25 protein-coding genes are annotated in these 25,760 nt (G+C 62.2%); 12 read left to right on the plus strand and 13 right to left on the minus strand.

Translation table 11 applies throughout. The features are described from left to right. The first annotated feature begins 87 nt into the window (after positions 1-87). On the plus strand, positions 88-1,467 hold the full coding sequence (gene tpa / locus AC4FS3_RS13595) for a hypotaurine--pyruvate aminotransferase Tpa (protein WP_092897282.1): 1,380 nt from the start codon (positions 88-90) through the stop codon (positions 1,465-1,467). A gap of 56 nt (positions 1,468-1,523) precedes the next feature. Here the strand turns inward: tpa and AC4FS3_RS13600 are convergent, their stop codons facing one another. After that, a complete protein-coding gene (locus tag AC4FS3_RS13600; protein WP_491021019.1) occupies positions 1,524-2,015 on the minus strand; it encodes a GNAT family N-acetyltransferase in 492 nt (163 codons plus the stop codon). A gap of 93 nt (positions 2,016-2,108) precedes the next feature. Between AC4FS3_RS13600 and AC4FS3_RS13605 the strand changes: the two genes are divergently transcribed. From AC4FS3_RS13605 to phoB, 7 genes are all read left to right on the plus strand, one after another. Beyond that, positions 2,109-2,561 carry an RbsD/FucU family protein gene (locus AC4FS3_RS13605; RefSeq protein ID WP_491021020.1) on the plus strand — a complete coding sequence of 151 codons (453 nt, stop codon included), beginning with the start codon at positions 2,109-2,111 and terminating at the stop codon, positions 2,559-2,561. A gap of 43 nt (positions 2,562-2,604) precedes the next feature. Next, positions 2,605-3,543, plus strand: a complete 939-nt coding sequence (locus AC4FS3_RS13610) for a ribokinase (protein ID WP_491021021.1) — start codon at positions 2,605-2,607, stop codon at positions 3,541-3,543. A 301-nt stretch (positions 3,544-3,844) separates the two neighbouring features. Beyond that, positions 3,845-5,305: a phosphate ABC transporter permease subunit PstC gene (gene pstC / locus AC4FS3_RS13615; RefSeq protein ID WP_491021022.1), complete on the plus strand. Its 1,461-nt coding sequence runs from the start codon at positions 3,845-3,847 to the stop codon at positions 5,303-5,305. After that, on the plus strand, positions 5,302-6,696 hold the full coding sequence (pstA, locus tag AC4FS3_RS13620) for a phosphate ABC transporter permease PstA (RefSeq protein WP_491021023.1): 1,395 nt from the start codon (positions 5,302-5,304) through the stop codon (positions 6,694-6,696). Before pstC ends, pstA begins: the two co-directional genes overlap by 4 nt. Before the next feature lie 30 nt (positions 6,697-6,726). After that, the gene (pstB, locus tag AC4FS3_RS13625) at positions 6,727-7,524 is read left to right on the plus strand and encodes a phosphate ABC transporter ATP-binding protein PstB (protein WP_283178793.1); all 798 of its coding nucleotides are present in this window, start codon (positions 6,727-6,729) and stop codon (positions 7,522-7,524) included. Positions 7,525-7,538: 14 nt separating this feature from the next. Continuing rightward, a complete protein-coding gene (gene phoU / locus AC4FS3_RS13630) occupies positions 7,539-8,240 on the plus strand; it encodes a phosphate signaling complex protein PhoU (protein WP_283177793.1) in 702 nt (233 codons plus the stop codon). Between the two features lie 26 nt (positions 8,241-8,266). After that, entirely contained in the window at positions 8,267-8,959 is a 693-nt protein-coding gene (phoB, locus tag AC4FS3_RS13635; protein WP_092897294.1) for a phosphate regulon transcriptional regulator PhoB, read from the plus strand. Between the two features lie 158 nt (positions 8,960-9,117). Here the strand turns inward: phoB and choV are convergent, their stop codons facing one another. The 3 genes from choV to choX all read right to left on the minus strand — a co-directional run bounded on the left by choV (position 9,118) and on the right by choX (position 12,113). Continuing rightward, positions 9,118-10,149, minus strand: a complete 1,032-nt coding sequence (choV, locus tag AC4FS3_RS13640; RefSeq protein ID WP_491021024.1) for a choline ABC transporter ATP-binding protein — start codon at positions 10,147-10,149, stop codon at positions 9,118-9,120. Beyond that, entirely contained in the window at positions 10,146-11,012 is an 867-nt protein-coding gene (gene choW / locus AC4FS3_RS13645; protein WP_491021025.1) for a choline ABC transporter permease subunit, read from the minus strand. The genes choV and choW overlap by 4 nt, the downstream gene beginning before the upstream one ends. 171 nt (positions 11,013-11,183) lie before the next feature. Next, positions 11,184-12,113, minus strand: a complete 930-nt coding sequence (gene choX, locus AC4FS3_RS13650) for a choline ABC transporter substrate-binding protein (RefSeq protein ID WP_491021026.1) — start codon at positions 12,111-12,113, stop codon at positions 11,184-11,186. 145 nt (positions 12,114-12,258) lie between these two features. On the opposite strand from choX, the gene betI reads away from it, so the two are divergent. The 4 genes from betI to AC4FS3_RS13670 all read left to right on the plus strand — a co-directional run bounded on the left by betI (position 12,259) and on the right by AC4FS3_RS13670 (position 16,384). Next, positions 12,259-12,846 carry a choline-binding transcriptional repressor BetI gene (gene betI, locus AC4FS3_RS13655; RefSeq protein WP_283177796.1) on the plus strand — a complete coding sequence of 196 codons (588 nt, stop codon included), beginning with the start codon at positions 12,259-12,261 and terminating at the stop codon, positions 12,844-12,846. Continuing rightward, on the plus strand, positions 12,843-14,297 hold the full coding sequence (betB, locus tag AC4FS3_RS13660; RefSeq protein WP_491021027.1) for a betaine-aldehyde dehydrogenase: 1,455 nt from the start codon (positions 12,843-12,845) through the stop codon (positions 14,295-14,297). Before betI ends, betB begins: the two co-directional genes overlap by 4 nt. Positions 14,298-14,412: 115 nt before the next feature. Beyond that, a complete protein-coding gene (betA, locus tag AC4FS3_RS13665; protein WP_491021028.1) occupies positions 14,413-16,062 on the plus strand; it encodes a choline dehydrogenase in 1,650 nt (549 codons plus the stop codon). Positions 16,063-16,144: 82 nt separating this feature from the next. Beyond that, a complete protein-coding gene (locus tag AC4FS3_RS13670; RefSeq protein ID WP_198836351.1) occupies positions 16,145-16,384 on the plus strand; it encodes an HP1242/YdcH family protein in 240 nt (79 codons plus the stop codon). A gap of 110 nt (positions 16,385-16,494) precedes the next feature. Here the strand turns inward: AC4FS3_RS13670 and AC4FS3_RS13675 are convergent, their stop codons facing one another. The 9 genes from AC4FS3_RS13675 to AC4FS3_RS13715 form a co-directional block, all read right to left on the minus strand. Continuing rightward, the gene (locus AC4FS3_RS13675; protein WP_491021029.1) at positions 16,495-17,826 is read right to left on the minus strand and encodes an NAD(P)/FAD-dependent oxidoreductase; all 1,332 of its coding nucleotides are present in this window, start codon (positions 17,824-17,826) and stop codon (positions 16,495-16,497) included. After that, positions 17,826-19,181, minus strand: coding sequence for a glutamine synthetase family protein (locus AC4FS3_RS13680; protein WP_491021030.1), 1,356 nt, complete (start codon positions 19,179-19,181; stop codon positions 17,826-17,828). Before AC4FS3_RS13680 ends, AC4FS3_RS13675 begins: the two co-directional genes overlap by 1 nt. 35 nt (positions 19,182-19,216) lie before the next feature. Then, entirely contained in the window at positions 19,217-19,930 is a 714-nt protein-coding gene (locus AC4FS3_RS13685; RefSeq protein WP_491021031.1) for a type 1 glutamine amidotransferase, read from the minus strand. A 93-nt stretch (positions 19,931-20,023) separates the two neighbouring features. Continuing rightward, positions 20,024-21,358: a glutamine synthetase family protein gene (locus AC4FS3_RS13690; RefSeq protein ID WP_491021105.1), complete on the minus strand. Its 1,335-nt coding sequence runs from the start codon at positions 21,356-21,358 to the stop codon at positions 20,024-20,026. A gap of 228 nt (positions 21,359-21,586) precedes the next feature. Beyond that, positions 21,587-22,417, minus strand: coding sequence for an ABC transporter permease (locus AC4FS3_RS13695; protein WP_491021032.1), 831 nt, complete (start codon positions 22,415-22,417; stop codon positions 21,587-21,589). Next, positions 22,414-23,295 (minus strand): ABC transporter permease, encoded by an 882-nt coding sequence (locus AC4FS3_RS13700; protein ID WP_198836346.1) that lies wholly within the window; start codon positions 23,293-23,295, stop codon positions 22,414-22,416. The genes AC4FS3_RS13695 and AC4FS3_RS13700 overlap by 4 nt, the downstream gene beginning before the upstream one ends. A gap of 179 nt (positions 23,296-23,474) precedes the next feature. After that, positions 23,475-24,188, minus strand: coding sequence for a transporter substrate-binding domain-containing protein (locus AC4FS3_RS13705; RefSeq protein WP_491021033.1), 714 nt, complete (start codon positions 24,186-24,188; stop codon positions 23,475-23,477). 48 nt (positions 24,189-24,236) lie between these two features. After that, entirely contained in the window at positions 24,237-24,947 is a 711-nt protein-coding gene (locus tag AC4FS3_RS13710) for a substrate-binding periplasmic protein (RefSeq protein WP_491021034.1), read from the minus strand. A 7-nt stretch (positions 24,948-24,954) separates the two neighbouring features. Further along, positions 24,955-25,725: an ABC transporter ATP-binding protein gene (locus AC4FS3_RS13715; protein ID WP_198836343.1), complete on the minus strand. Its 771-nt coding sequence runs from the start codon at positions 25,723-25,725 to the stop codon at positions 24,955-24,957. Positions 25,726-25,760 lie beyond the last annotated feature (35 nt).

Here is a 25,760-nt window from a genome sequence, read left to right on the forward strand (position 1 = left end):
AGGGCCATTTTGCGTCTGGCCCTAATGACGGGGCGCAATTTCCGCGATACTCGCGGCGAAGGCGATCTCGCAGGGAAAGGCAGAGCCATGGAAGGCATTCAGGGCATGAACGATATGGGGCGCGTGGTTGAAGCCGACCGCGCCCATGTCTGGCACCATCTGGCGCAGCATAAGGCGTTTGAAACCGCTGACCCGCGCGTGATCGTCGAGGGCAAGGGCATCCGGGTCTGGGATGCCAAAGGCAAGGAATACATCGACGCGGTCTCGGGCGGCGTCTGGACGGTGAATGTCGGCTACGGTCGCGAGAGCATCGCCAATGCGGTGCGCGACCAGCTGATCAAGATGAACTATTTCGCCGGTGCTGCGGGCACGGTCCCGGGCGCGCTGTTTGCCGAAAAGCTGATCACCAAAATGCCGGGCCTGACCCGGGTCTATTATTCGAATTCGGGCTCCGAGGCGAATGAGAAGGTCTATAAGATGGTGCGCCAGATCTCGGCACGTCATCACGGCGGCAAGAAATGGAAGATCCTCTACCGTGACCGCGACTATCACGGCACCACCATCGCGGCGCTGGCCAGTGGCGGCCAGGACGAGCGGTCCAGCCAATACGGGCCGTTCCCCGATGGCTTCGTGCGGGTGCCGCATTGTCTGGAATACCGCAAGCAATGGGATGTCGAGAATTACGGCGAGCGCGCCGCTGACGCCATTGAGGAAGTGATCCTGCGGGAAGGCCCGGACACTGTCGGCGCTATCGTTCTGGAACCCGTGACCGCCGGCGGTGGCGTTATCGTGCCCCCGAAAGGTTATTGGGAACGCGTGCAGGAGATCTGCACGAAATACAATATCTTGCTGCATATCGACGAGGTCGTCTGCGGTATGGGCCGCGCCGGTGCCTGGTTCGGCTATCAGCATTACGGCATCAAGCCGGATTTCGTGACCATGGCGAAGGGCCTTGCCTCGGGCTATGCAGCGATCTCCTGCACCGTGACCACCGAGCGCGTGTTTGAGATGTTCAAGGATGATGCCTCGGATCCGCTGAGCTATTTCCGCGACATTTCGACCTTTGGCGGCTGCACCTCCGGCCCGGCAGCGGCGCTGGAAAACATGCGGATCATCGAAGACGAGGATCTGATCGGCAATACGGTCGCCATGGGCGATCGTTGCCTCGCGAACCTCCAGGCGCTGATGGAAAAGCATAAGGTGATCGGCGATGTGCGCGGCAAAGGCCTGTTCCTTGGCGCCGAGCTGGTGGCGGATCGCGGCACCAAAGAACCGGTGGCCGAGAAGCTTGCGGCCCAGGTTGTGGCGGAATGCGGTGCGCAGGGTGTGATCATCGGGGTCACGAACCGTTCGCTGCCGGGGTTTAACAACACGCTCTGCCTTGCGCCGGCGCTGATCGCGACACCGGACAATATCGACGAGATCACCGGGGCCATCGACGTCGCCCTGACCCGCGTCTTCGGCTGATCCCGTTTCAGGTGACATCAGGGGCTGCGGGGGAAACCTCGCGGCCCTTTCGCGTTTCAACCGGTAAAGACCGGGTGGAGATCCAGCTCTCCCACCGGCGCGGCGCCGGTCAGCCCGCGTGAGAGGACATAATCCGACGGGATCCCGGCACAGCCGAGACCCGCGCGCGCCGCAAAGCCAAAGCGCTGATAATAGCGCGGATCGCCGACCAGCGCCGCGCCGGGAAACCGCGCCGCCTCCAGCCGTTGCAGCGCGGCCTGCATCAGGGCGGAACCGATGCCCTGACCCTGACGGGCGGGCAATACAGAGACGGGCGCAATCAGCGCATAGCCGCTTTGCCCCCCTATGCGGCAGGGTGAGGCCGCGATATGGCCGATCAGCTGCCCGTCCTCTTCCGCGACCAGCGACAGCAGCAGTGCCTGCGCCGCGCGCAGACCGCTGACCAGGCAGGCCTCATTGCCATCCCTGTGCGGCGCCTCCAGAAAGGCTGCGGTGATCAGGGCGGAGATGCGCTCCTCGTCCTCACGTCTCTCATCACGGATCTGCATCGCTATCCTCCCGGGAGGGGTTCTGGCTGAGCGGGGTTCTGGACGCCGCCGACCCGACGACATATCTTCGCCGCATGTTCAGGGAGAATACGGATGCTCAAGGGAATTGACCACCGGCTGAATGCCGATGTGCTGGGCACACTGCGCGCGATGGGACATGGCGATATGCTGATCCTCGTCGACACGAATTTCCCCGCTTATTCGGTGGCGAAAGAGACCGTGCTGGGCCGGCCGCTCCTGATGGAGAATCTGAGTGCGGCCGAGGCGGCGAATGCGATCCTTTCGGTGCTGCCGCTGGATGATTTCGTGCCGGATTTCGCGGGCCGGATGGAGGTTGTCGGCGACGCTGAGGCCCGCCCCGAGGTGCAGGCAGAGGTCCAGGCCGAGATCGACCGCGCCGAGGGCCGCGCCCGCCAGCTGCCGGGAATCGATCGTTTCGCCTTTTACGATCTTGCGAAACAGGCCTATGCGGTTGTGGTGACCGGCGAGCGCCGGTTCTACGGCTGTTTCATGTTGCGCAAGGGCGTGATCGCGCCCGATGCCTGATGGACGCCTGACAGACGCCTGACCTTCAAGACCGGAGCTGATGATGAGTGCAGTCAAACCTGTGGTGGTGCTTGGCATTTTCAATGCCGATGCGGTCTACCGTGCCAAACGTCAGCCGAAGATCGGCGAGACGGTGATGGGCGAGGATTTCAAGCTGGAGCCGGGCGGCAAGGGGTCGAACCAGGCGGTGGCGGCGGCAAAAGCCGCCGGGCCGGGCGGTGCCGCCCATATCATCACCCGGCTCGGGCGCGACGATTTCGCGAAAATGGCGCGGGCAGTCTGGTCTGACGCCGGCGTGATCCCTGAAGTCACCGAAGATGCGGCAAGCCATACCGGCTCGGCCTTCATCTTCATCGAAGCGGCGACCGGCAATAATGCGATCATCGTGGCCGCAGGGGCCGGGGGGCGGATCACGCCCGGGGATCTTGAGGCGCGGGCAGATCTGATACGGGGCGCGGGCGTTTTCATCACGCAGCTCGAACAACCGATCGAGGCGGCGCGGACCGGGCTGCGCCTCGCGCGCGAAGCGGGCGTGACCACGATCCTCAACCCGGCCCCGGCGGCAGAGCTTGATGACGCGCTGCTGGCGCTTTGCGAATATCTGACGCCAAACGAATCCGAGGCCGAACTGCTGACCGGCATTCCGGTCACTGATATCGCCTCCGCCGTTTCTGCGGCGGATGCGCTGCTGGCGCGCGGGGTTGGCGCGGTGGTGGTGACGCTCGGGGCGAATGGTGTTCTCTATCGTGACCGTGAGACACAGCTGCATATCCCGGTCATAAATGCGGGGCCAGTGGTGGAAACCACCGGCGCGGGGGATGCCTTTAACGGAGGCTTCGCGGTCGCGCTTTCCGAAGGGATGGAGATCGAAACAGCGCTGCGATTCGGCAATGCTACAGCGGGTCTCAGCGTCACCCGTGCAGGGGCCGCCTCTGCCATGGCCGGGCGCGATGAAATTGACGCGCTGCTGGCAAAAAGCTGACATCCGCCCTCTGACTGCTTTCGGAAGCCTCCGGCGGGGATATTTAAGAGACAGATGAAAAGGGGCATCTTTTTCATCTGTCTCTTAAATATCCCGGGGGGAGCGCGAATGCGCGTGGGGGGCAGCGCCCCCTTTTCTGAGGTTTCGCATTTAGAAACGGCGCTGCGGCTCTGGTGGCGATATCCTCCGTCCGGTCAAGTTTTTGCGAAACTGTCACACTGGGGTTACAAAACCGAAGCATCACGGCCGCAGAAGGGAATTGCCCGTATGAGGGCTTCCTGTAACCCGAACGGACGTGGTCATGACGGTCCTGCCTCTTTTGATGATCCTCGCGGTGCTCGCTGCCGCCGGTTTCATCCTCGGTCGACAGCGCGCGCTGGCGCTGGCCGGGGGTGAGACGAAGAAACTCCATTCTCTGCCAGCCTATTATGGCTGGCATGCCGCGATCATGGCCTTTGTGCCGGCGTTTTTCGCGCTGATCGCCTGGCTTCTGATCCAGCCATTCTTTATTGAAAGTGCCGCGCTGAGCCATCTGCCGGCCTCTGTGCTGGAAGATTCGACCGCCAGCACGCTTGCCATGTCGGATGTCCGTAAAATCGCGGCCGGACTGGACAATGCGGTATACCAGGGCGCGCTGACGGAGACTGATATTGACGCGCTGAATGCAAGCGAAGGCGATTTGCGGGCTTTCTTCGGAACGGTCGGTGTCGCCCTCGCATCGCCGGTCTCGCCCGAAGTGCTTTCGGCGGCGAAGCAGTATCGCGAGACGGTGGCGTCGGCCTCGATCGTCAGGGCCGTCGTGATCCTCCTGATCGCCGTGGCCGCTCTGGCCTGGGCGCTGAAGCTGACCGCTCCGGATTTCTGGGCCCGGAACCGCGTTGAGAAGGTCGTGCTCTGGCTCTTGATGCTGGCCTCGCTGATCGCGATCCTGACCACGGTCGGCATCATCTGGTCGCTTCTGTCCGAGAGCTTCAACTTCTTCAGCCAGTATCCGATCGGGGACTTTTTCTTCGGCCTGACCTGGAACCCGAAATTCGGTGGCGGCTCGGATCTGGGTTTTATCCCGCTCTTCTGGGGCACGATCTATATCACCATCATAGCGCTTCTCGTCGCGGTGCCGCTGGGTCTTTTCGCCGCGATCTATCTGGCGGAATATGCCTCGCGCCGGACCCGCGCCTGGGTCAAGCCGATGATCGAGGTGATCGCCGGCATCCCGACGGTTGTATACGGTCTTTTCGCCCTGATCACCGTTGGCCCCTTTCTGCGCGACTTCTTCTCGGCGCCGATGGGCTTAGGGAATTCGGCGGCCTCGGTGATGACCGCCGGTATCGTGATCGGTCTTCTGAACATCCCCTTCATCTCGTCGCTGTCGGACGACATCATCAATGCGGTGCCGCAATCCTTGCGCGACGGGGCTTTCGGCCTTGGCTCGACCAAATCCGAAACCATCCGCCAGGTCGTGCTGCCCGCAGCCCTTCCCGGTATCGCAGGCGCGATCCTGATGGGGGCCTCCCGCGCCATCGGTGAGACGATGATTGTGGTGATGGGCGCCGGTGCGGCGGCGAAACTCAGCCTGAACCCCTTTGAGGCCATGACCACAATGACGGTGAAGATCGTCGGTCAGCTGACCGGGGATACCGATTTCAACAGCCCTGAAACCCTTGTGGCTTTCGCACTGGGCATGACGCTTTTCGTCATCACGCTGCTTCTGAACGTGATGGCCGTCTGGATTGTGCGGAAATACCGGGAGCAATACGAATGAGCGACATTTCCGCAAATGGCCCGGTCGGCGGCCCGGCTTCTGCCCCGGGTAAGCCGAAGGTCTCGATCATCGGCCAGTCGGCCCGGATGAAGGCAAGGAACCGCACCGAGAGCATCTTCAAGGTGCTTGGTCTGTCGGCGATCCTGTTCAGCCTCGCCGTCCTTGCCCTCATGCTCTTCACCATCTTTCGCGACGGGACCTCGGCTTTCTTCCAGACCAAGGCGACATTCCCGATCACGCTTTCCGCGGAAGTGATCGACCCTGCCGGCAATCGCAACCGCGATGACCTGACGAAACAGACCACGATGACCTATAACAAGGTCATCAACGAAGCCTTCCTGGCAGCGCTTGCCGCCAATGGGATCAAGACCGATGATGTTCCGCAAAAGGAAATCACCGAGATGATCTCGAAAGGGGCGGCGGGGGAGCTGCGGGCCGATGTGCTTTCTGATCCCGCGCTGGTGGGACAGACCATCGAGTCGAGCATCGTGCTTGGGGGACGGATCGACGGCTATATGAAGGGCCGCGTCACCCGCGAAAGTGCAGAGCGCGACTCGAATGTCACCCTCGGGCAGCTGGATCTCGCGGACCGGATGAAAGAGGCCGGGATGCTGGCCACGGTCTGGAACTGGGATTTCGTCACCAATACCGACAGCTCGGACACCCGTCCCGAGACCGCCGGTCTGGGTGTCGCGATCCTCGGCTCTGCCTATATGATGTTTCTGGTGCTGATCATGTGTGTGCCGGTCGGTGTGGCAGCCTCGATCTATCTTGAGGAATTCGCGCCGAAGAACCGCTGGACCGATCTGATCGAGGTGAATATCGCGAACCTCGCAGCCGTGCCCTCGATCGTCTACGGGATCCTGGGTCTTGCGATCTTCATCAACGTCATGGGCGGCCAGATGGGCGTCGAGGCGCTGAAGATGTCGGCCTCGCTTGTGGGCGCCCTTGTGCTCAGCCTGCAGACCCTGCCGACGATCATCATCGCGACCCGTTCGGCGATCCGCGCGGTGCCGCCCTCGATCCGCGATGCGGCACTTGGGATCGGCGCCTCAAAGATGCAGACCGTGTTCCATCATGTGCTGCCGCTCGCGATGCCGGGCATCCTGACCGGCACCATTCTGGGCCTCGCCTCGGCGCTTGGCGAAACCGCACCCCTGCTGCTGATCGGCATGGTGGCCTTTGTCGCCAACTATCCGTCGGCCCCCTGGGATGGTGGTTTTTCGGATCCCGCGACCGCGCTGCCGGTGCAGGTCTATTCCTGGGCCTCGCGTTCGGACCCGGCCTTTATCGAACGGTCGAACGGTGCCATCATCGTCCTGCTGGTCTTCCTTCTCATCATGAACCTGACGGCGATCTTCCTGCGCCGCAAGTTCGAGCGCCGCTGGTAAGCAGCGAACAGGCGAAAGCGAGTAATGAACATGAATGATATGCGTATTGCTGATCGCACCGTTGAGACCAACGGCATCCGGATCAAGGCCAGCGCCGTGCAGGTGTATTACGGCGAGAGCCAGGCCATCAAAGACGTCTCGGTCGATATCCCCGACAAAGCCGTCACCGCCTTTATCGGGCCTTCGGGCTGCGGGAAATCGACCTTCCTGCGCACGCTGAACCGGATGAATGACACGATCCCGATCTGCAAGGTCCAGGGCGAGATCCTGCTTGATGGCGAGAATATCTACGACAAGCGGGTCGACCCGGTGCAGCTGCGCGCCAAGGTCGGCATGGTGTTCCAGAAACCGAACCCCTTCCCGAAATCGATCTATGACAATGTGGCTTATGGCCCGCGCATCCATGGTCTGGTCCGGTCAAAGGCCGAGCTGGACGGGGTTGTGGAATCGAGCCTCCGGAAGGCCGCTTTGTGGAATGAGGTAAAAGACCGTCTGCACGCGCCGGGCACCGGGCTTTCGGGGGGGCAGCAACAGCGTCTGTGCATCGCACGCGCCGTGGCGACCTCGCCGGAAGTGCTGCTGATGGACGAACCCTGCTCGGCGCTTGACCCGATTGCGACCGCACAGGTCGAAGAGCTGATCGACGATCTGCGCTCGAATTTCTCGGTGGTGATCGTCACCCATTCGATGCAGCAGGCCGCCCGCGTCAGCCAGAAGACCGCTTTCTTCCATCTCGGCAACCTGGTGGAATATGGCGAGACCTCGCAGATCTTCACCAACCCGAAAGATCCGCGCACTGAATCCTATATCACCGGCCGCATCGGCTGAGGGGAGAAGAGACCATGCAAGACAGTCACATTGTTTCTTCCTTCGATCGCGATCTGGAAGGTGTCCAGGCCCAGGTGATGAAGATGGGCGGCCTGGTCGAGAAGGCGCTTCTCGATGCGGCCGAAGCGCTGGAACTGCGCGATGAGGCGCTGGCGGAAAAGGTGCGCCAGGGCGACCGCGCAATCGACGGGCTGGAAGAGCTGATCCAGACCGAATGTGCCAGGATCATCGCACAGCGCGCCCCGGCAGCCTCGGATCTGCGCACCGTCCTGACTGTGATGCGGCTTTCCACCGCGCTGGAACGCTCGGGCGATTACGCGAAGAACCTTGCGAAACGCAGCCTCGTTCTGATGGGCATGGCGCCTGTGGGCACCGCCACCGGCACCGTGCGGCGGATGGCGAAGCTTGTGGTGCAGCAGATGTCGGATGCGCTGGACGCCTATATCGCCCGCGACGCAGTGCGCGCGCGCGAAATCCGCGCCCGCGATCAGGAAATCGACCAGATGTATTCCGGTCTCTTCCGCCAGCTCCTGACCTATATGCTGGAAGATCCGCGCACCATCACTGCCTGCATGCATCTGCACTTCATCGCGAAGAACATCGAGCGCGTTGGCGATCACGCCACCGGCATCGCTGAGCAGGTGATTTATCTGGTCGAGGGCGAGCTGCCCTCTGACGACCGTCCGAAACATGATGCCGTATCCGAATCGGTGTGAGCCACGCGGAACGGAAGGAGTAGCAAATGGCACAGGACGGCAGACCGACCGTGCTTCTGGTCGAGGACGAACCCGCGCAGCGGGAGGTTCTCGCCTATAACCTCGACGCCGAAGGCTTCCGGGTGGTTCCGGCGGATAATGGCGAGGATGCCCTGATCCTTGTCGAGGAAGAGGCGCCCGATATCATCATCCTCGACTGGATGATGCCCAAGCTTTCCGGCATCGAAGTGTGCCGACGGCTGAAGATGCGGCCCGAGACCCGGTCGACCCCGATCATCATGCTCTCGGCCCGCGCCGAAGAGGTGGACCGGATCCGGGGCCTTGAGACCGGGGCGGATGATTATGTCATCAAGCCCTATTCGGTGCTGGAACTGATGGCCCGCACCCGCGCCCAGCTGCGCCGGGTGAGGCCTTCAACCGCTGGCGTGGTGCTGGAATATGGCGATATCCGGCTCGATCCGGAAACGCACCGGGTCTACCGTTCGGACAAGGTGCTGAAGCTCGGGCCGACCGAGTTCCGTCTCCTGACCACGCTGATGGAAAAACCGGGCCGGGTCTGGTCGCGCGAGCAGCTTCTGGACCGCGTCTGGGGTCGCGACATCTATGTCGACACGCGGACGGTGGATGTCCATGTCGGGCGTCTGCGCAAATCGCTGATGCAGTTCGGCGGCGATGATCCGGTCAGGACGGTGCGCGGCGCGGGCTACGCGCTTGGGTGAGGGCGCGCTTTGCCTTAGGCCTGAATAGGTTTGTCAGGGTGAAATGAGGGAAGGGCCTGCCGGTGGAACGGCGGGCCCCTTCTTCTTTGCTCTGGCTGCGGCTGGATGCCTCTGGCGGGCGTATTTTTTGTCAGGAGGAAAGGCAGCGCGGGGCAGGGTCAGCCGCGCGGGTTGAGCAGTTTACTAAGAAGCGCATTGGCGCGGATCGTGCCGAGGCGCGCGCCATTCTCGATCACGGCGAGGGTTTCGGTGCCGGAGGTGATCGCCTCCATCACATCGCGCACCGGCATTTCGGGATGGATCTCGCGACCGGCGGGGAGCGAGGTGCCCGGCTCCATCACATCTCGCGCGGTCAGCACGCCCAGTGGGTTCATATGGGCCACGAAATCGGCGACGTAATCCGAGACCGGGTTTGCGATGATCTCGCGCGCGGTGCCACATTGCACGATGCGTCCGCCCTCCATCAAAGCGATGCGGTTGCCGAGTTTGAACGCCTCATCAAGGTCATGGCTGACGAAAATGATCGTGCGTTTCAGCCTTGCCTGGAGATCGAGGAGCTCGTCCTGGAGATGGGCGCGGATCAGCGGGTCGAGGGCGGAGAAGGGCTCGTCCATCAGAAGGATCGGGGCATCGGTGACGAAGGCACGGGCGAGGCCGACGCGCTGCTGCATGCCGCCCGAAAGCTCTCCGACCTTGCGGTCGGCCCATTGGCTGAGATTGACCAGGGCCAGCTGGCGGTCGACGCGGTCGCGGCGCTCGGACGGGCTGATCCCGGCAAGTTCGAGGCCGAGGCCCACATTGTCGCGCACGCTGCGCCAGGGCAGCAGGCCGAATTGCTGGAAGACCATGGCGATACGGTTGGCACGCAAGCCGCGCAGCCCTTCGGCGCTGGCTTTGGTGACCGAGACCATCTGATTGCCATCATGGACCCGCACCTCGCCGCGCACCACCGGATTGAGCGCATTGACGCCGCGGAGCAGCGTTGATTTGCCCGAGCCCGAAAGGCCCATCAGCACGAGGATCTCGCCCTCGGCCACACTCAGGCTGCAGTCATGCACCCCCAGCACCTGGCCGGTGCGGGTCTGGATCTCGGCCCGCGACAGGCCCTCGTCCATCAGCGGCAAGGCGCGGTCCGGACGGTCGCCGAACACGATGGAGACGCGGTCGAATTCTACAGCTTTTCTGGTCATTTGCGTCTCACCCGCAGCATACGGTCCAGCATGACGGCGACCACCACGATGATCAGCCCCGATTCAAAGCCGAGCGCGGTATTGCCCTGCTGCAAGGCACGCACCACCGGGATGCCAAGCCCATTGGCACCGACCATGGCCGCGATCACCACCATCGACAAAGACAGCATGATGGTCTGATTGAGCCCCACCATGATCTGCGGCAACGCCCAGGGCAGTTCGACCTTGAGCAGCTTCTGGCGCGGTGTCGCGCCGAAGGCGGTGGCCGCTTCGGTCAGGGCGAGGGGGGTCGAGGAGACGCCAAGATAGGTCAGCCGGATCGGGGCCGGCAGCACGAAGACGACCGTGGCCAGAAGCCCGGGCACCATGCCAAGGCCGAAGAACACCACCGCCGGGATCAGATAGACGAAGGTCGGCAGGGTCTGCATCAGGTCAAGCACCGGCGAAAGCGCGGCATAGAGCTTTGGGCGATGCGCGCAGGCAATGCCGATGGGAACGCCGATGGCCATGCAGGTGATGCAGGAATAGAACAACAAAACAAGGGTTTGCGTGGTTTCCCTCCAATATCCCTGGTTCAGGATGAACAGAAAGCCAAAAAGGACCAGCAGGCAAAGCTGCCAGGATCTTTGCCGCCACCAGGTCAGCGCCATGAAGGCCGCCACCACCACCAGGGCATGCGGATATTGCAGCACATCAAGCGTGCTGTTGATCAGCCAGCTCAGCGCGTCACTGATGGCGTCGAACAGCCAACTGAGATTCAGCTTGAGCCAGTCCACCACTGTCTTCGCCAGGGCGCCGATGGGGATTTTTGCGATCTTCTCATAGCCGAAAAAGGCGAGAACCGAGGCGAAGAATGAGTCCATTGCTGCCTGTCCAGGGAGGAAACCGGGCGGCCGGAGCAGGGGGCGGCGGCGCGTGCGCCTGAGGCGACCCTCTCCGGCTGCGGTGTCAGGGGCCGGCCCCGGCCGGGTTTGCCGGTGCGGCAGGGGGCCGGTTGGGCAGGGCCGGGCGCGCAGCCCGGCCCCTTGGCTGCATCAGTTCAGGCCGGCCTCGACCGCCCCCACTGCGTCACCGCCGTCTTTGGTGGTCACGCCGGCAAGCCAGGGCTTCCATGCGTCGGGGTTGGCTTTGAGCCAGGCTTTCGCCGCCTCATTCGGATCGGCGCTGTCATTGAGGATCGCGCCCATGATCTCATTTTCCATCGCCAGCGAGAATTCCAGGTTTTCGAGGAACTTGCCGGTATTGGGGCATTCAGCGACATAGCCCTTACGGGTATTGGTGTTGACGATAGCGCCGCCGAAATCCGGGCCGAAGACATCATCACCGCCCGAGAGATAGGTCAGTTTGAAGTTCGAGTTCATCGGATGCGGCTCCCAGGCGAGGAAGACGATCGGTTTGCTGGCCGCGCTGTTGCGCTCCACCTGGGCCAGCATGCCCTGTTCCGAGCTTTCGACGATATCGAACTTGCCAAGGCCAAACTGGTCGGCGCCGATCATGTCGAGGATCAGGCGGTTGCCGTCATTGCCGGCCTCGATCCCGTAGATCTTGCTTTCCAGCGCATCGGCCTGGTCTTTGATATTCGAGAAATCCGAGATCCCCGCAGCCGCCCCGGCCTCATTGGTCGCAAGGGTGTATTTCGCGCCGGTGAGGTTGGTGCGCACGGTGTCGACGGTGCCCGCCTCGCGGTAGGAGGCGATATCGCCCTCCATTGTCGGCATCCAGTTGCCGAGGAAGACATCAATATCGCCCTCGGCGAGGCCGGCATAGGTGACCGGGACCGAGAGGATCTTGACCTCGGTCTCATAGCCGAGCGCTTTGAGCACTTCGGTCGTGGCGGCGGTGGTTGCGGTGATATCGGTCCAGCCGACATCCGAGAAAACGATCTTGTCGCAGCCCGACGCCTGGGCGGCACCGGAAAGGGTGAGGGTTGCGGCACTGGCGAGGAATATGGAACGCAGGGTCATTTCGGCTCCCGGTCTGTTGGACAGTTTGCGGGCCAGTCTGTCGGCCGGTCTGTCAGGTGGTGTCATTTAAAAGTTATTGTTGATTGACGAGTCAATAAACTTCATGCTTTTCCCATATGGCAAGAGTTTTGTTGGATATGGGCGGATGCCGAAGCTTGGAATGGAGCCTATCCGAAAGGATGCGCTGATCAAAGCCACCATTGTCGAGATCGGGCGCACCGGCTCGCTGGATGTGACGGTCAGTCAGATCGCGAAGCGGGCTGGCATGTCTTCGGCGCTGGCGCATCATTACTTTGGGTCCAAAGAAGAAATCTTCCTCGCGGCGATGCGTCATATCCTGTCGCTTTACGGTGCCGAGGTGCGCGGCGCGCTGGCGGTGGCCGAGGGCGACGAGGCACGGGTCAGGGCGATTTTGCGGGCCTCTTTCAGTCCTGGAAATTTTCGCCGCGAGGTGGTCGGGGCCTGGCTGAATTTCTGGGTTCTGGCCCAGACATCTGACGGCGCACGGCGTTTGCTGGCGATTTATCAGGGGCGGCTCAGGTCGAATCTGCTGGCGCCGCTGCGCGGGCTGGCGGGGAGCCGGGCCGGCGAACTGGCCGAGGCGCTTGGCGCGATGATTGACGGGCTCTATCTGCGCGAGGTCCTGAAAAAGGGCACGCCGGATGGGGCGAGGGCGGCGCGGATGGCGCTGGCCTATCTGGATGCGGAACTTGGAAGGAAAGACAGGGCATGAAGGCGCAACCGAAAGCCAGCCATTTCATCGGCGGCGCATATGTCGAGGATATGGCAGGCGCAGAGATCCAGGTGATCTATCCCGGCACCGGCGAGGTGATCGCGCTTTTGCATGAGGCAACGCCCGCTCTGGTCGAACAGGCGGTGGCATCTGCCGCGCGCGCACAGAAGGCATGGCGCCGCATGCGCCCGGTCGAACGCGCCCGGGTGCTGACCCGCGCGGCCGCGATCATCCGCGAGCGCGGCGAGGAACTGGCGCAGCTTGAGACCCTCGATACCGGCAAGCCGATCCAGGAAACGCGGGTCGCTGACTGGCCTTCGGGCGCCGATGCGCTGGAATATTTTGCAGGCCTCGCGCCCACCGTGACGGGCGAGACGATCCCGCTGGGCCAGGACATGGTCTATACGATCCGCGAGCCTCTGGGCGTCTGCGTCGGTATCGGCGCCTGGAATTACCCCAGTCAGATCGCCTGCTGGAAATCGGCCCCGGCCCTGGCGATGGGCAATGCAATGGTGTTCAAACCGTCCGAAGTCACGCCGCTTGGCGCGTTGAAACTGGCGGAAATCTATATCGAGGCAGGTCTTCCGGCGGGGCTTTTCAACGTGCTGCAGGGCAGGGGCGCGGTCGGCGCCAGCCTGATCTCTGACAGCCGCGTGGCCAAGGTCTCGCTGACCGGCTCGGTTCCGACCGGGCAAAAGGTCTATGCCAAAGCCGCCGAAGGGCTGCGTCACGTCACGATGGAGCTTGGCGGCAAATCGCCCCTGATCATTTTTGACGACGCAGACCTTGAGGATGCGGTCGGCGCGGCGATGCTCGCCAATTTCTATTCGGCGGGGCAGGTCTGTTCCAATGGCACAAGGGTTTTCGTGCAAAAGGGGCTGAAAGACCGCTTCCTCGCGCGTCTGGAGGAGCGTTCCCGGCTGATCCGTATGGGTGATCCGCAGGATGACGACACCCAGATGGGGCCGCTGGTTTCGCAGGCCCAGCTGGAGAAAGTCACGGGCTTTATCGCAAGGGCAAAATCCGAAGGTGCGCGGCTGGTCACAGGTGGCGGGCGCGGTGCCTCGAATGATGGCTGGTTTGTTGAGCCGACGGTCTTTGCCGATGTCACTGATCAGATGGAGATCGCGCGCGAAGAGGTCTTCGGCCCGGTGATGGCGGTTCTTGATTTCGAGACCGAGGACGAGGTGATCGCCCGCGCCAATGCGACCGAATTCGGCCTCGCGGCAGGGGTCTTTACCAAAGATATCGCCCGCGCGCATCGCGTGATTGCAGAACTTGAGGCCGGCACCTGCTGGATCAACGCCTATAACCTGACGCCGGTAGAGGCGCCTTTTGGCGGGTCGAAACTGTCGGGTGTCGGCCGCGAAAACGGCCATGCGGCTGTCGAACATTATTCTCAGGTAAAGTCGGTCTATCTGGGGCTCGGCCCGGTCGACGCGCCTTACTGAGCGGAACAAGCGCCGGGTCGCAGATCCCGGAAACGATGAAACAGAGGGCGCCTGGCCCGGCTGTCGGACCCCGTTCCGGCAGGCGGAGAGGGCTTGCCCGGCCGGAGGGAAGAACATGGTCGCGGATTATGTCATCGTGGGGGCGGGGTCAGCGGGTTGCGCCATGGCGTACCGCCTGACCGAAGCCGGCAAGCGTGTGACGGTGATCGAACATGGCGGATCGGATTTCGGGCCGTTCATCCAGATGCCGGGTGCGCTCTCTTACCCGATGAATATGGGCATATACGACTGGGGCCTGAAATCCGAACCCGAGCCGCATCTGGGTGGGCGCGTTCTGGCGACCCCGCGCGGCAAGGTGATCGGGGGCTCTTCCTCGATCAACGGCATGGTCTATGTGCGCGGCCATGCCAGAGATTACGACACCTGGGCGGCGATGGGCGCGGATGGCTGGTCTTATGCAGATGTGCTCCCGTATTTCAAACGGATGGAACATTCCCATGGCGGCGAGGGGCCGGAATGGCGCGGCACCGATGGCCCGCTGCACATCACCCGGGGTCCGCGTGACAATCCGCTGTTCGACGCTTTTATCGAGGCCGGGGCGGCGGCCGGCTATCCGGTGACCCAGGATTATAACGGTCGCCAGCAGGAGGGCTTTGGCCCGATGGAGGCGACGATCTGGAAAGGCCGGCGCTGGTCGGCGGCCAATGCCTATCTGAAACCGGCGCTGAAGACCGGAAATCTGCAGGTTATCCGCGGCCTCGCCCGTAAGGTGGTGATCGAGAATGGCCGCGCGGTGGGCGTCGAGGTCGATACAAAGGCCGGGCGTCAGGTGATCCGCGCGGGTTCGGAGGTGATCCTTGCGGCCTCATCGCTCAATTCGCCAAAGCTCCTGATGCTGTCCGGAATCGGCCCGGCGGCACATCTGAAAGAACACGGGATCGAAGTTCTGGCCGACCGGCCGGGTGTGGGCGCCAATCTCCAGGACCATATGGAGATCTATATGCAATTCCAGGCGACGCAGCCGATTACGCTTTATAAATACTGGAACCTGTTCGGCAAAGCCTGGGTCGGTGCAAACTGGCTGTTCCTTGGGCGCGGCCCGGGCACGTCGAACCAGTTCGAGGCCTGCGGCTTTATCCGATCGCGCGCGGGCGTCGAATATCCCGATATCCAGTACCATTTCCTGCCGATTGCCGTGCGCTATGACGGCAAGGCCGCAGCCGGCGGCCATGGATTCCAGGTGCATGTCGGGCCGATGCGGTCGAAATCGCGCGGCTCGGTCACCCTGCGTTCCGCACGTCCCGAAGATGCGCCGGTGATCCGCTTCAACTACATGTCGGACCCCGATGACTGGGTCGATTTCCGCGCCTGTGTGCGGCTTACGCGGGAGATTTTCGCGCAGGACCCCATGGCGCAATATGTGAAGTCCGAAATTCAGCCGGGGCCGGGTGTCGGGAGTGATGCCGAGATCGACGCCTTTATCCGCGAACATGCCGAAAGCGCCTATCACCCCTGCGGCACCGCCCGGATGGGGCGGCGAGATGACCCTATGGCGGTCGTCGACCCGGAATGCCGGGTGATCGGGGTCGAGGGGCTGCGCCTTGCCGACAGCTCGATCTTTCCCCAGGTGACCAATGGCAATCTCAACGGTCCCTCGATCATGACCGGTGAAAAGGCCGCCGATCATATCCTGGGCCGTCAGCCCTTGCCGGCGCTGAACAACGAGCCCTGGATAAATCCCGCCTGGGCGACCAGCCAACGCTGAATTTTACTTATTTGATCAGCGTCAAAGTGGTGTGATGGCATATGTTTTAACCTCTTCTCAACACGGAAGAAGGAGACTGCCGATGTCGAACACACCGCATACGCTGCAAGAGGAATTTCCGGGCAAAGAGGCGCGCATCACCGAGCTGAAAGTCTCGAATCCCCGTTTCGCGAAGCTGCTTGAGGAGTATGACACGGTGAATGATCAGGTTCACCGCGCCGAGACGCGGATCGACACCGTGTCGGAAGACCATGAGGACGCGCTGCGCCGGTCGCGCTCGCGCATCAAAGATCAGATCTATGCGATGATCCAGGACCAGTAAGGATCCGGGCGCCGTAGACGGCTCTGAACGGAAAACGGGCAGGGGCCATCATGCCTCCGCCCGTTGTCATTCTTATGCCCACCAGCCCCTGCAGCGCGCAGGGCACATTGTCACCAGCCCAGCCGGTCGCGCAGCGAGAACCAGGTCATGGCGGTGACCAGCAGGGGCCAGCGCAGGGCCTGGCCGCCCGGAAAGCGACGATGCGGCAGGTCTGCCAGCAGATCAAAGCCGCCCCCTGTCTTTCCCCCCGCCTGCCCGGAGGCCTCGCCGGAAACCGCTTCGGCAATCATCTTGCCGGCAAGTGTTGCCAGCGCGACGCCATGGCCGGAATAGCCCGAGGCCGAGAGCACATTTTTCGCCGGTCGCGCGAAGCACGGCATCCTGTTGACGGTGATCGCCAGCGTGCCGCCCCAGGCGTAGTCGATCTTCGTGTCTGCAAGCTGCGGATAGATCTCCAAAAGCGGTTTGCGGACCACCTTCGCCACATCCGGGAAACGGTAGCCGTAGCTTTCTGCACCGCCAAAGATCAGCCGGTCATCTTCTGACAGGCGCCAGTAATTTACCACGAATTTGGTGTCATGCACCGCAATGGGCTCGGCCAGGACCTCGCGCGCGCGCGCGCCCAGCGGCTCGGTTGCCACAACGAAATTGTTGATCGGCATCACCCGCGCCGCGATGGTCTTTTCCAGGCTGCCGACATAGCCATTCACCGCCAGCACCATGTGGTCACAAGTGACGCGGGCCTGGGCCGTTTCGGCGACCGGCTTATCGCCATAGATCAGCCTGGTGACTTCGCTTTCCTCGAAAATCTGCACCCCGGCGGCCACTGCCAGCTTTGCGAGGCCGATCACGAAATTCAGCGCATGGATATGGCCGGCCCCGCGGTCGATATCGCCGCCTTTGAACGCCTCAGACCCCACAAGCGCGCGCAGGCCCTCGCGGTCGAGCGGCTTGACCTCATGGTAATCGTAATCCCGGGCAAGCTTTTCGGCGTAACGCTGCGCGTGATCAACTTCGCTCTCATGCCAGCAGGCATGGGCGATGCCGGGGCGGTAGGCGACCCCCTCCATTTCTGATGCCAGGTCACGCACAAGCGCCTTGGCGTCCTGCGCCATATCCCAGAGGCGCCGTGCATTTTCACGCCCGGCGACCTTCTCCAGCCAGTCCTGGTCCTGACGCTGCCCGGAGCCGACCTGGCCGCCATTCCTGCCCGAGGCACCAAAACCGACGCGATGCGCTTCGAGCACCACGACCTTCAGCCCCTTTTGCGCCAGATGCAGCGCGCTTGAGAGGCCGGTATAACCGGCCCCCACCACGCAGACATCGGCACGGATTTCGCCCGTGGCGCGCGGGAAGGGCGCAAGTGCGACACGGGTCGCCGCATACCAGCTGTCGGGATAGTGCCCTTGCCGGTCATTTGCGTGCAGAAGATTGACCGCCATCACACGTTCAGGAGCAGATGCTCACGCTCCCACGGGCTGATGACCTGGAGGAACTCTTTGTATTCGTTGCGTTTCACCGAATCGTAACATCTGACGAAATCGACGCCCATCACGTCTTTCAGCGCCACGTCCTCATCCAGAAGATCCAGTGCATCGCCGAGGTTGACCGGGATCTCATCCGAATCGATATAGGCCGATCCGGTGAATTCCGGGCGCGCGGCTTTCTTCTCCATCAGGCCGAGATAGCCGCAGGCCAAAGTCGCCGCGATGCCGAGATAGGGGTTGCAATCCATCCCCGGCAGGCGGTTTTCGATCCTGCGCGCGGCGGGGCCCGAAATCGGGACGCGCAGCCCGGTGGTGCGGTTGTCGCGACCCCATTCCAGATTGATCGGCGCCGCGAAATCCGGGACGTAACGGCGGTAGGAGTTCACATAGGGCGCCATCAGCGCGATCGCCGCCCCCATATGGTTCTGCATTCCGGCGATGAAATGGTTGAATTCCGGCGTCTCGGCGCCTTTGGCGGCGGAGAAAATGTTCTTGCCGGTTTTCACATCCACGACCGAAGTGTGGATATGCATGGCAGATCCCGGCTCACCCGCGATGGGCTTGGCCATGAAGGTCGCAAAACAATCATGGCGCAAGGCAGCTTCACGGATCAGGCGTTTGAAGAAGAACACATGGTCCGACAGTTCAATCGGGTCGCCATGCGCCAGGTTCAGTTCGATCTGCCCGGCGCCGCCTTCCTGCAAGATACCGTCGATTTCAAGGCCCTGGGCTTCGGCGAAATCATAGATATCATCGATCACCTTGCCATATTCGTCGATGGCGGAAAGGCTGTAGGCCTGTTTCCCGGCGGCACGCCGCCCGGTGCGGCCCATGGGCGGGATCACCGGCATATTAGGATCGATATTGCGCGCGGTCAGGAAGAATTCCATCTCGGGCGCGACGACCGGCCGCCAGCCCTGGGCCTCGTAAAGACCCACGATGCGGCGCAGCACATTGCGCGGCGAGAATGGCACCAGATTGCCCTGCTGATCTTTCGCATCATGGATCACCTGGAGCGTGATATCGGCGGTCCAGGGCGCGGCGGTCGCGGTGGACCAGTCGGGCTCAAGGATCATATCCGGCTCGGTGAAGGCATCAAACGGGCTGTCGGCCCATTCACCGGTGATGGTCTGCAGGAAGATAGAATTGGGCAGGAAGTAATTGGTTTGTTTTGCGAATTTCGCGGCAGGCATCGCCTTGCCGCGTGCCACGCCGGCAATATCGCCGATCACGCATTCCACCTCATCGACGCGACGCTTGCCGATATAGTCCCGTGCTGCCTTGGGCAGTTTTTCCGTCCAGTTGGACATGTTTCACACTCTGGTTTGGGGCCCCGGCCTGCGCTTCATGCGCGGCGCTGAGCGGCCCTTGTCTGGTGAGAGAGAAAGAAATCCGCGATCCTTTCCGCCATTTTCGTCGTGCCAAGGGGGGCGTCGATCTTCTCGGTCGCGGCATCCAGCGTCTCCTGGGGCACCAGCCCCGGGCCGCGGTACTTGATCAGACCTTCGATGAACTCTTTCCTGAATTCCGGATGCGGCTGCACGGTGAACATGCGGTCATCATATAAAAGCCCGGCATTGGAGCAGAAATCGGTCGAGGCGATGACCTCGGCCATTTCGGGCTTTTCCACCACCTGATCCTGATGCCAGGCGTTCAGCGTGATCGTCTCCGCCTCAGGGCCGGACCCGAAATGGTAATCGGTCGGGCCGACCGACCAGCCGCCTTTGTATTTCTCGACGCGGCCGCCCATCGCCTGGGCGATGATCTGATGGCCGAAACAGATGCCGACGACCGGCACATGTTCGGCATAGGCCTCGCGGATAAAGGCCTCGAGCGGTTTGATGAACGGGTGATCCTCATAGGCACCGAAGCGCGAGCCGGTGATCAGCCAGCCGTCACAGTCATGGACGGAAGCGGGGAAATCCATCTCCATCACGGTGAAGCGGCGGAATTCCAGCCCGCGATCCGCGAGCAGGCGTTCGAAGAAATCGGGATAGTCGCCCATGCTGGGTTTGAGGGCGTCGGGGGAGGCCCCGGTTTGCAGGATGCCGATGATCATTGGGGCGCTCTGGGTCACGAAGTTGCGGTCATTAGGATGGTGGGTGCGGCCCCGCCTCTGGTCAAGGGGGGCCGGACTGTATCGCGGTTCAGATCATACGGTATCGAGATAAAGTTCGACCAGTTCCTCGGGCGAAAGCTCGGCGGTGTAATGCAGCTCCTGGCGCTTGGTCATGACCATATTGGCGATCAGCTCGGGCGGCAGGAAGCGCGCCACATGCGGCGAGAATTCAAAAGCGTCGATGGCACCCTGCCAGGTGGTCGGGATCTGCGGCAGGTCAAGCGCATAGGAATTGCCGCTGATCGGCGCGACGGGTTCCTTGCCGTCTTCGATGCCCGAAAGCGCCGCGCCAAGGATGGCCGCAAGCATCAGATAGGGGTTCACATCCCCCCCCGCCACGCGATGCTCGATCCGCCGCGCCGCCGGATTGCCCGAGGGAATACGGATCGCAGCGGTGCGGTTCTCATAACCCCAGCAGATTGCGGTAGGGGCATGGGCATCGGGCACCAGCCGGTCGAAGCTGTTGGCATGGGGGGCAAAAAGCAGGGTCGAATCATGCATCGCCTCAAGACAACCGGCCACGGCATGGCGCAGGACGGCAGTGCCTTTGGGGCCACCGGAATCGAAGATATTATCGCCCTTCTGGTCCAGCACCGAGAAATGCGTATGCAGACCCGAGCCCGAATAATCGGCATAGGGCTTTGCCATGAACGATGCAGCAAAGCCGTGACGGCGCGCGAGGCCCTTGACCAGCATCTTGAAGAACCAGGCATCATCGGCGGCGCGCAGCGCGTCGTCGCAATGCATCAGATTGACCTCGAACTGGCCAAGCCCGGTTTCCGAAGTCGTGGTATCCGCCGGGATATCCATCGCCTCGCAGGCGTCATAGAGATCGGTGAAGAAGACGTCGAACGCGTCCAGCGCGCGGATCGACAGCGCCTCGGCCGCCTTGCGGCGTTTGCCGGAACGGGGCGAAAGCGGCACCTGCATCGTCTTGCCGGAATCGTCGATCAGGAAAAACTCCAGCTCCATCGCGCAGACCGGCGTCAGGCCGCGTGCCTTATAGCGGTCGACCACTGCGCGCAAAGCATGGCGCGGATCGCCCTCATAGGGTTTGCCGTTTTCGCGGTACATCCAGATCGGCAGCAAAGCCGAAGGGCTTTCCAGCCAGGGCATCGGCATGAAACCACGCTCGGTCGGGCGCAGGGTGCCGTCCTGGTCGCCCTCTTCAAACACCAGCGGGCTGTCGTCGATATCTTCCCCCCAGATGTCGAGGTTCAAGACGGAATAGGGGAAACGAACGCCGCTTTTCACCACATTATCGGCGAAGCGCGCCGGAACGCGCTTACCGCGCGCCTGCCCGTTGAGATCAGCCGCAGCCACACGAATCGTGCGGACCTGCGGATGTTTTCTGAGCCAGTCCTTCATCATTGATTAAAACCAGCAAGCATGGACGCGTCCCCGCGCCATCGCTCGTGGTGGCCTGGCGACAATCCCGGAAGACGGCCGGCCCACAAGATGCGCAAGGAGCCGGACCATGCCCTGGTCCTTCCCTTGGTTTGATCGCCTCTCCCGCCGGGCATATGGCCCCGATTGAAACGCTGTGGTTGAGCGGGTCCGGGCGGGTGCCCGGATAATTTGATCAAATATAGGATACTAGCGGATCAGCTGAGGACGCAAGCGAATTCTTTTCTTCTGATGCGAGGGCAGGTGACGGTTCAGCCGGCTGTTCACCAGGCCGAAGATCCCGATCAGCGTGAGCGTCAGGATGATGAAATAAAAGGCAACGATCGGATAGGGGACAAAGGGGTTGAAGGTCTTGTCGGCGAAGTAATTCGCGTAATAGAGCGCGTCGCCGCGTTGCTGAAACGCCGGGAAACCCGAGAAGAACACCAGCGTCGTGGCGTGGAACAGAAAGATCGCCTCATTGGTATAGGCGGGCCAGCCGAGCCGCAGCATGGTCGGCCATTCGATGCGGAAAAACCGGTCGCGACCGGTAATACCATAGGCATCGGCGGCCTCGAGATCGCCTTTCGGCACGGTCATCAGCGCGCCGTAGAAGATCTCGGCACTATAGGCGGAGGTGTTGAGGAAAAGGGTGAGGGCCGCCCCGGCCCAGGCATTGGCCAGCCAGGCAGTCGGGAGGGTGAAGAGCCCAAATACATCGACCGAGCCGCGCAGCACGGTGGTGATGAAGAAATACACGAGGAAGAACTGGATGAAGAGCGGCGAGCCGCGAAAGATGAAGATATACCACCCGGCGGGCTTGCGGATCCATTTATGGCGCGAGGCCTTGGCCATGGCGAGGCCGACGGCGAAAACAAAGCCGAGGGACAGCGCCAGCAGGCCGAAATAGAGGTTCCAGAGCATCCCCGATCCGATCAGCACGAACTGATCGCAAAGCGAGATATTGGTGATGGGCAGTGCATTTTCGCCAAAGCCCAGCGAGCGCAGCCAATAGGCCTGAACGGTATCCCAGCAGGTCATGCCGCATCCTTCCTGAGGGTTTCGCCGGCGCGGGTGGCCTGGCCATGCGAAAGGCGGCGGGTAAGGCGGCCGAGGCCGATCTCGGAGACACGGGTCAGCGCGAGGTAGAAGACCAGCAGCCCAAGGAAGTAATAAAGCCGCCAGTCACCATGCGGATAATCGAACCGCGCGGATTTCGACCCGCCCAGCTCGCGTGCCCAATAGACGATGTCCTGGATCCCCAGAAGGAACAGCAAGGGTGTCGCCTTGATCAGGATCAGCCAGAGGTTTGACAGGCCGGGCAGGGCATAGGTCCACATCTGCGGCACCAGAATGCGGCGGAAGGTCTGGCGCGGCGAGAGGCCATAGGCCTCGGCGGTTTCGATCTGGGCGCGCGGCACGGCATCCATCGCACCTTTCAGAACATTGGCCGCGAAGGCGCCGAAAACAATGGCAAATGTCAGAACGGCCAGCAGGAAGGCATAGGACTGATGTACAAAGAGCGACGCGTTATTGGGCGGCACTTTCGCCGCCGGGCAGACGCGGAATTCAAGCCCCTGACGGATGGGTTCAGACCAGTCCGGGCACCGGACCTGATGCATCAGCCATTCGATCCCCTGATCCAGCGCGATCACGAAGAACAGGAAAAAGACGATATCGGGCACACCTCGCACCATGGCGGTGTAGATCTTGCCGAGCCACCGGATGGGCGCGATATGCGACCGCGCCGCCATGGCACCGCCAAAGCCAAAGGCAAGCGCTGCCGGGGCGGTCACCAGCAAGAGCGCCATCACCGTCAGGAAGGAGAAATAGAACTCCATATGTTTGGGCGTGGTGAGATAGCAGGAAAGCCAGCTCAGCCCTTCGATGGTCTTCGGATCGGCACAGAATTCGAACATGGGCTTGCCCTGGCGCGGCGGCTCCGGTCAGGGCATTCACAATGCGGCTGACCAGTGGCAGACGGGTGAGGAGGGGCACCTTGCCCCGGTCTGGGCGACCAGGCGCAAGGCGCGAAAGGGATGCCCGCGCGGGTCCGGAAGGCCGCAGCCCCCCGGAGATCACGCGGGCGAGGCCCGGATCAGAACGGCGTGTAATTGCCGTCGAACCACTCATCCGTCAGTTTGTTGAGCGAGCCATCAGCCTTCATCGACTGAATAGCCGCGTCGAATTTTGCCTTCAGCTCGGTGTCGGATTTACGCAGCCCGATGCCGATGCCGTCGCCAAGCAGCACATCATCGCCGATGATCTCCAGCCCGTCGCCGATTTGCGACAGAAGATAATCTTCATCGGCCATGACCGCAGCTGCCTGACCATTGCGCACTGCGGCAATGGTCTCGTCGGGCGTTGCGAATTCAAGGAGCTTGGCGCCCGAAGCCGCCACATGCGCCGCCTGGATGGTGCCGGTCTGCGCCGCGATCACACCGCTGTCGATCGGCGTGTCAGGCGACATTGCTGCATAGGACGAAGGCGCGGGCTGGGTGTAGTTTTCCGAAAAGGCGATCTTCTCGCGGCGCTCGTCGGTGATCGACATGCCGGCCATGATGGCATCGTAATTGCCCGATTGCAGGTTCGGGATGATCGAATCCCAGTCATTCTTGACGAAGATACATTCCAGCCCGGCGCGCTTGCACAGCTCATTGCCAAGCACGATCTCGAACCCGTCCAGCTCGCCCTTGTCATTGATGAGGTTATAGGGCTCATAGGCGCCCTCGGTGGCGATCCGCACCGGATCGGCAGCAGCTACACCGGCGCCAAGCGCGGTGAGGGCGGTCGCAAGCAGCAGTTTCTTCATTGTCATCTCCCGAAGGTTGCTTTTCTGGGTTTTATGCCGGTTCCGGGGTCAGAACCAGGTGTCGTGAAGAGAGTCGAGCGTGCCATCGGCTTCCATAGCGGCGATGGCGCTGTCGATTTCGGCCTTGAGCGCATTCCCTTTGCACATGGCGATGCCGGTGCCCTCATCGGGGATCTCCTGGCTGTAGACATATTCCAGGCCCTGACCGGCGATCAGCGTCTCAAGATCGGTGCGGCCTGAAAAGGGCCCAAGCGCCAGGTCAGCCGCGCCCTTGGCCACGGCATTCAGCACCGCCGGCTCTGATGTATAAGACCGGTAATCCAGCTTTTCTTTGCGCAGCCATGTTTCATGCATGGTTCCCGCCTCGACCGCGATCCGGGCCGCGTCTGGCGGCGGCGCTGCGGCATAGCCGACAAACCATTCCAGAGAATTGCCAAAGGTATAGGGGATCGACATATCCACCACCGCGCGGCGCTCCGGCGTGATCGCCATGCCGCCCAGCACCACATCGAACCGCCCCTCGGCGACGCCCGGGATCAGGTCGCCGAATTGCGCGACCTCCCATTGGCAGTCATGATGCGTCCGGTTGCAGATCTCGGCCATCACCTCGTAATCAAAGCCCGAAAGCGCCCCCGCATCATCGCGCAGGATATAGGGCGGAAACGTGTCTTCGGTGCCGATCACCAGCACCCGGTCCTCGCCGGTCGAGGCGAGCCAGATGCTGGCGGTGATGGCAGAGATGGTGGCGATGCAGGACATGGCCCGGTCAGACCATCGTGGCCGAAAGGAAGCCGCGCAGGCGTTCCGATTTTGGCTGGCCGAAAAGTTGCGACGGGGCACCTTCTTCTTCGATCCGCCCCTGGTGAAGGAAGATCACATGATCCGAGCAATCGGCGGCAAGCTTCATGTCATGGGTCACGAGGATCATGGTGCGGCCCTCATCGGCCAGCGCCCGGATCACCTTGATGACCTCCTGCTCCAGTTCGGGGTCAAGCGCCGAGGTTGGCTCGTCGAACAAAAGCGCGCGCGGCTCCATGCACAGGGCGCGGGCGATGGCGGCACGCTGCTGCTGGCCGCCCGAAAGCTGCGCCGGCCAGGCATCGGCCTTGTCGGCAATGCCCACCTTGGCGAGATATTCGCGCGCTTTCGCCTCGACCTCGGCCGGGTCGCGCTTCATCACCGTGACCGGCGCCTCCATGACATTCTGGAGAATCGTCATATGGGCCCAGAGGTTGAACTGCTGGAAGACCATCGAAAGATTGGTGCGGATGCGGGTGACCTGGGCGCGGTCGGCCGGGTGGCGGCGCAGACCTTCGCCCTTCCAGCGCACGGCTTCGCCTTCAAATTTCACATCACCCTGCTGGCTGTCTTCCAGCAGATTGCAACAACGCAACAGCGTGGATTTCCCCGAACCCGAAGAGCCGATCAGCGAGATCACATGACCACGCGGCGCGACAAGATCGACACCTTTGAGCACTTCGAGCGGGCCATAGGACTTATGCAGCCCCCGGATCTCGATTACGGGCACCTCTGCCATAAACCTGATATCTTCCCCTGTTGTACTTTTCGCCC

It is taken from the genome of Pseudogemmobacter sp. TB195, assembly GCF_058313095.1.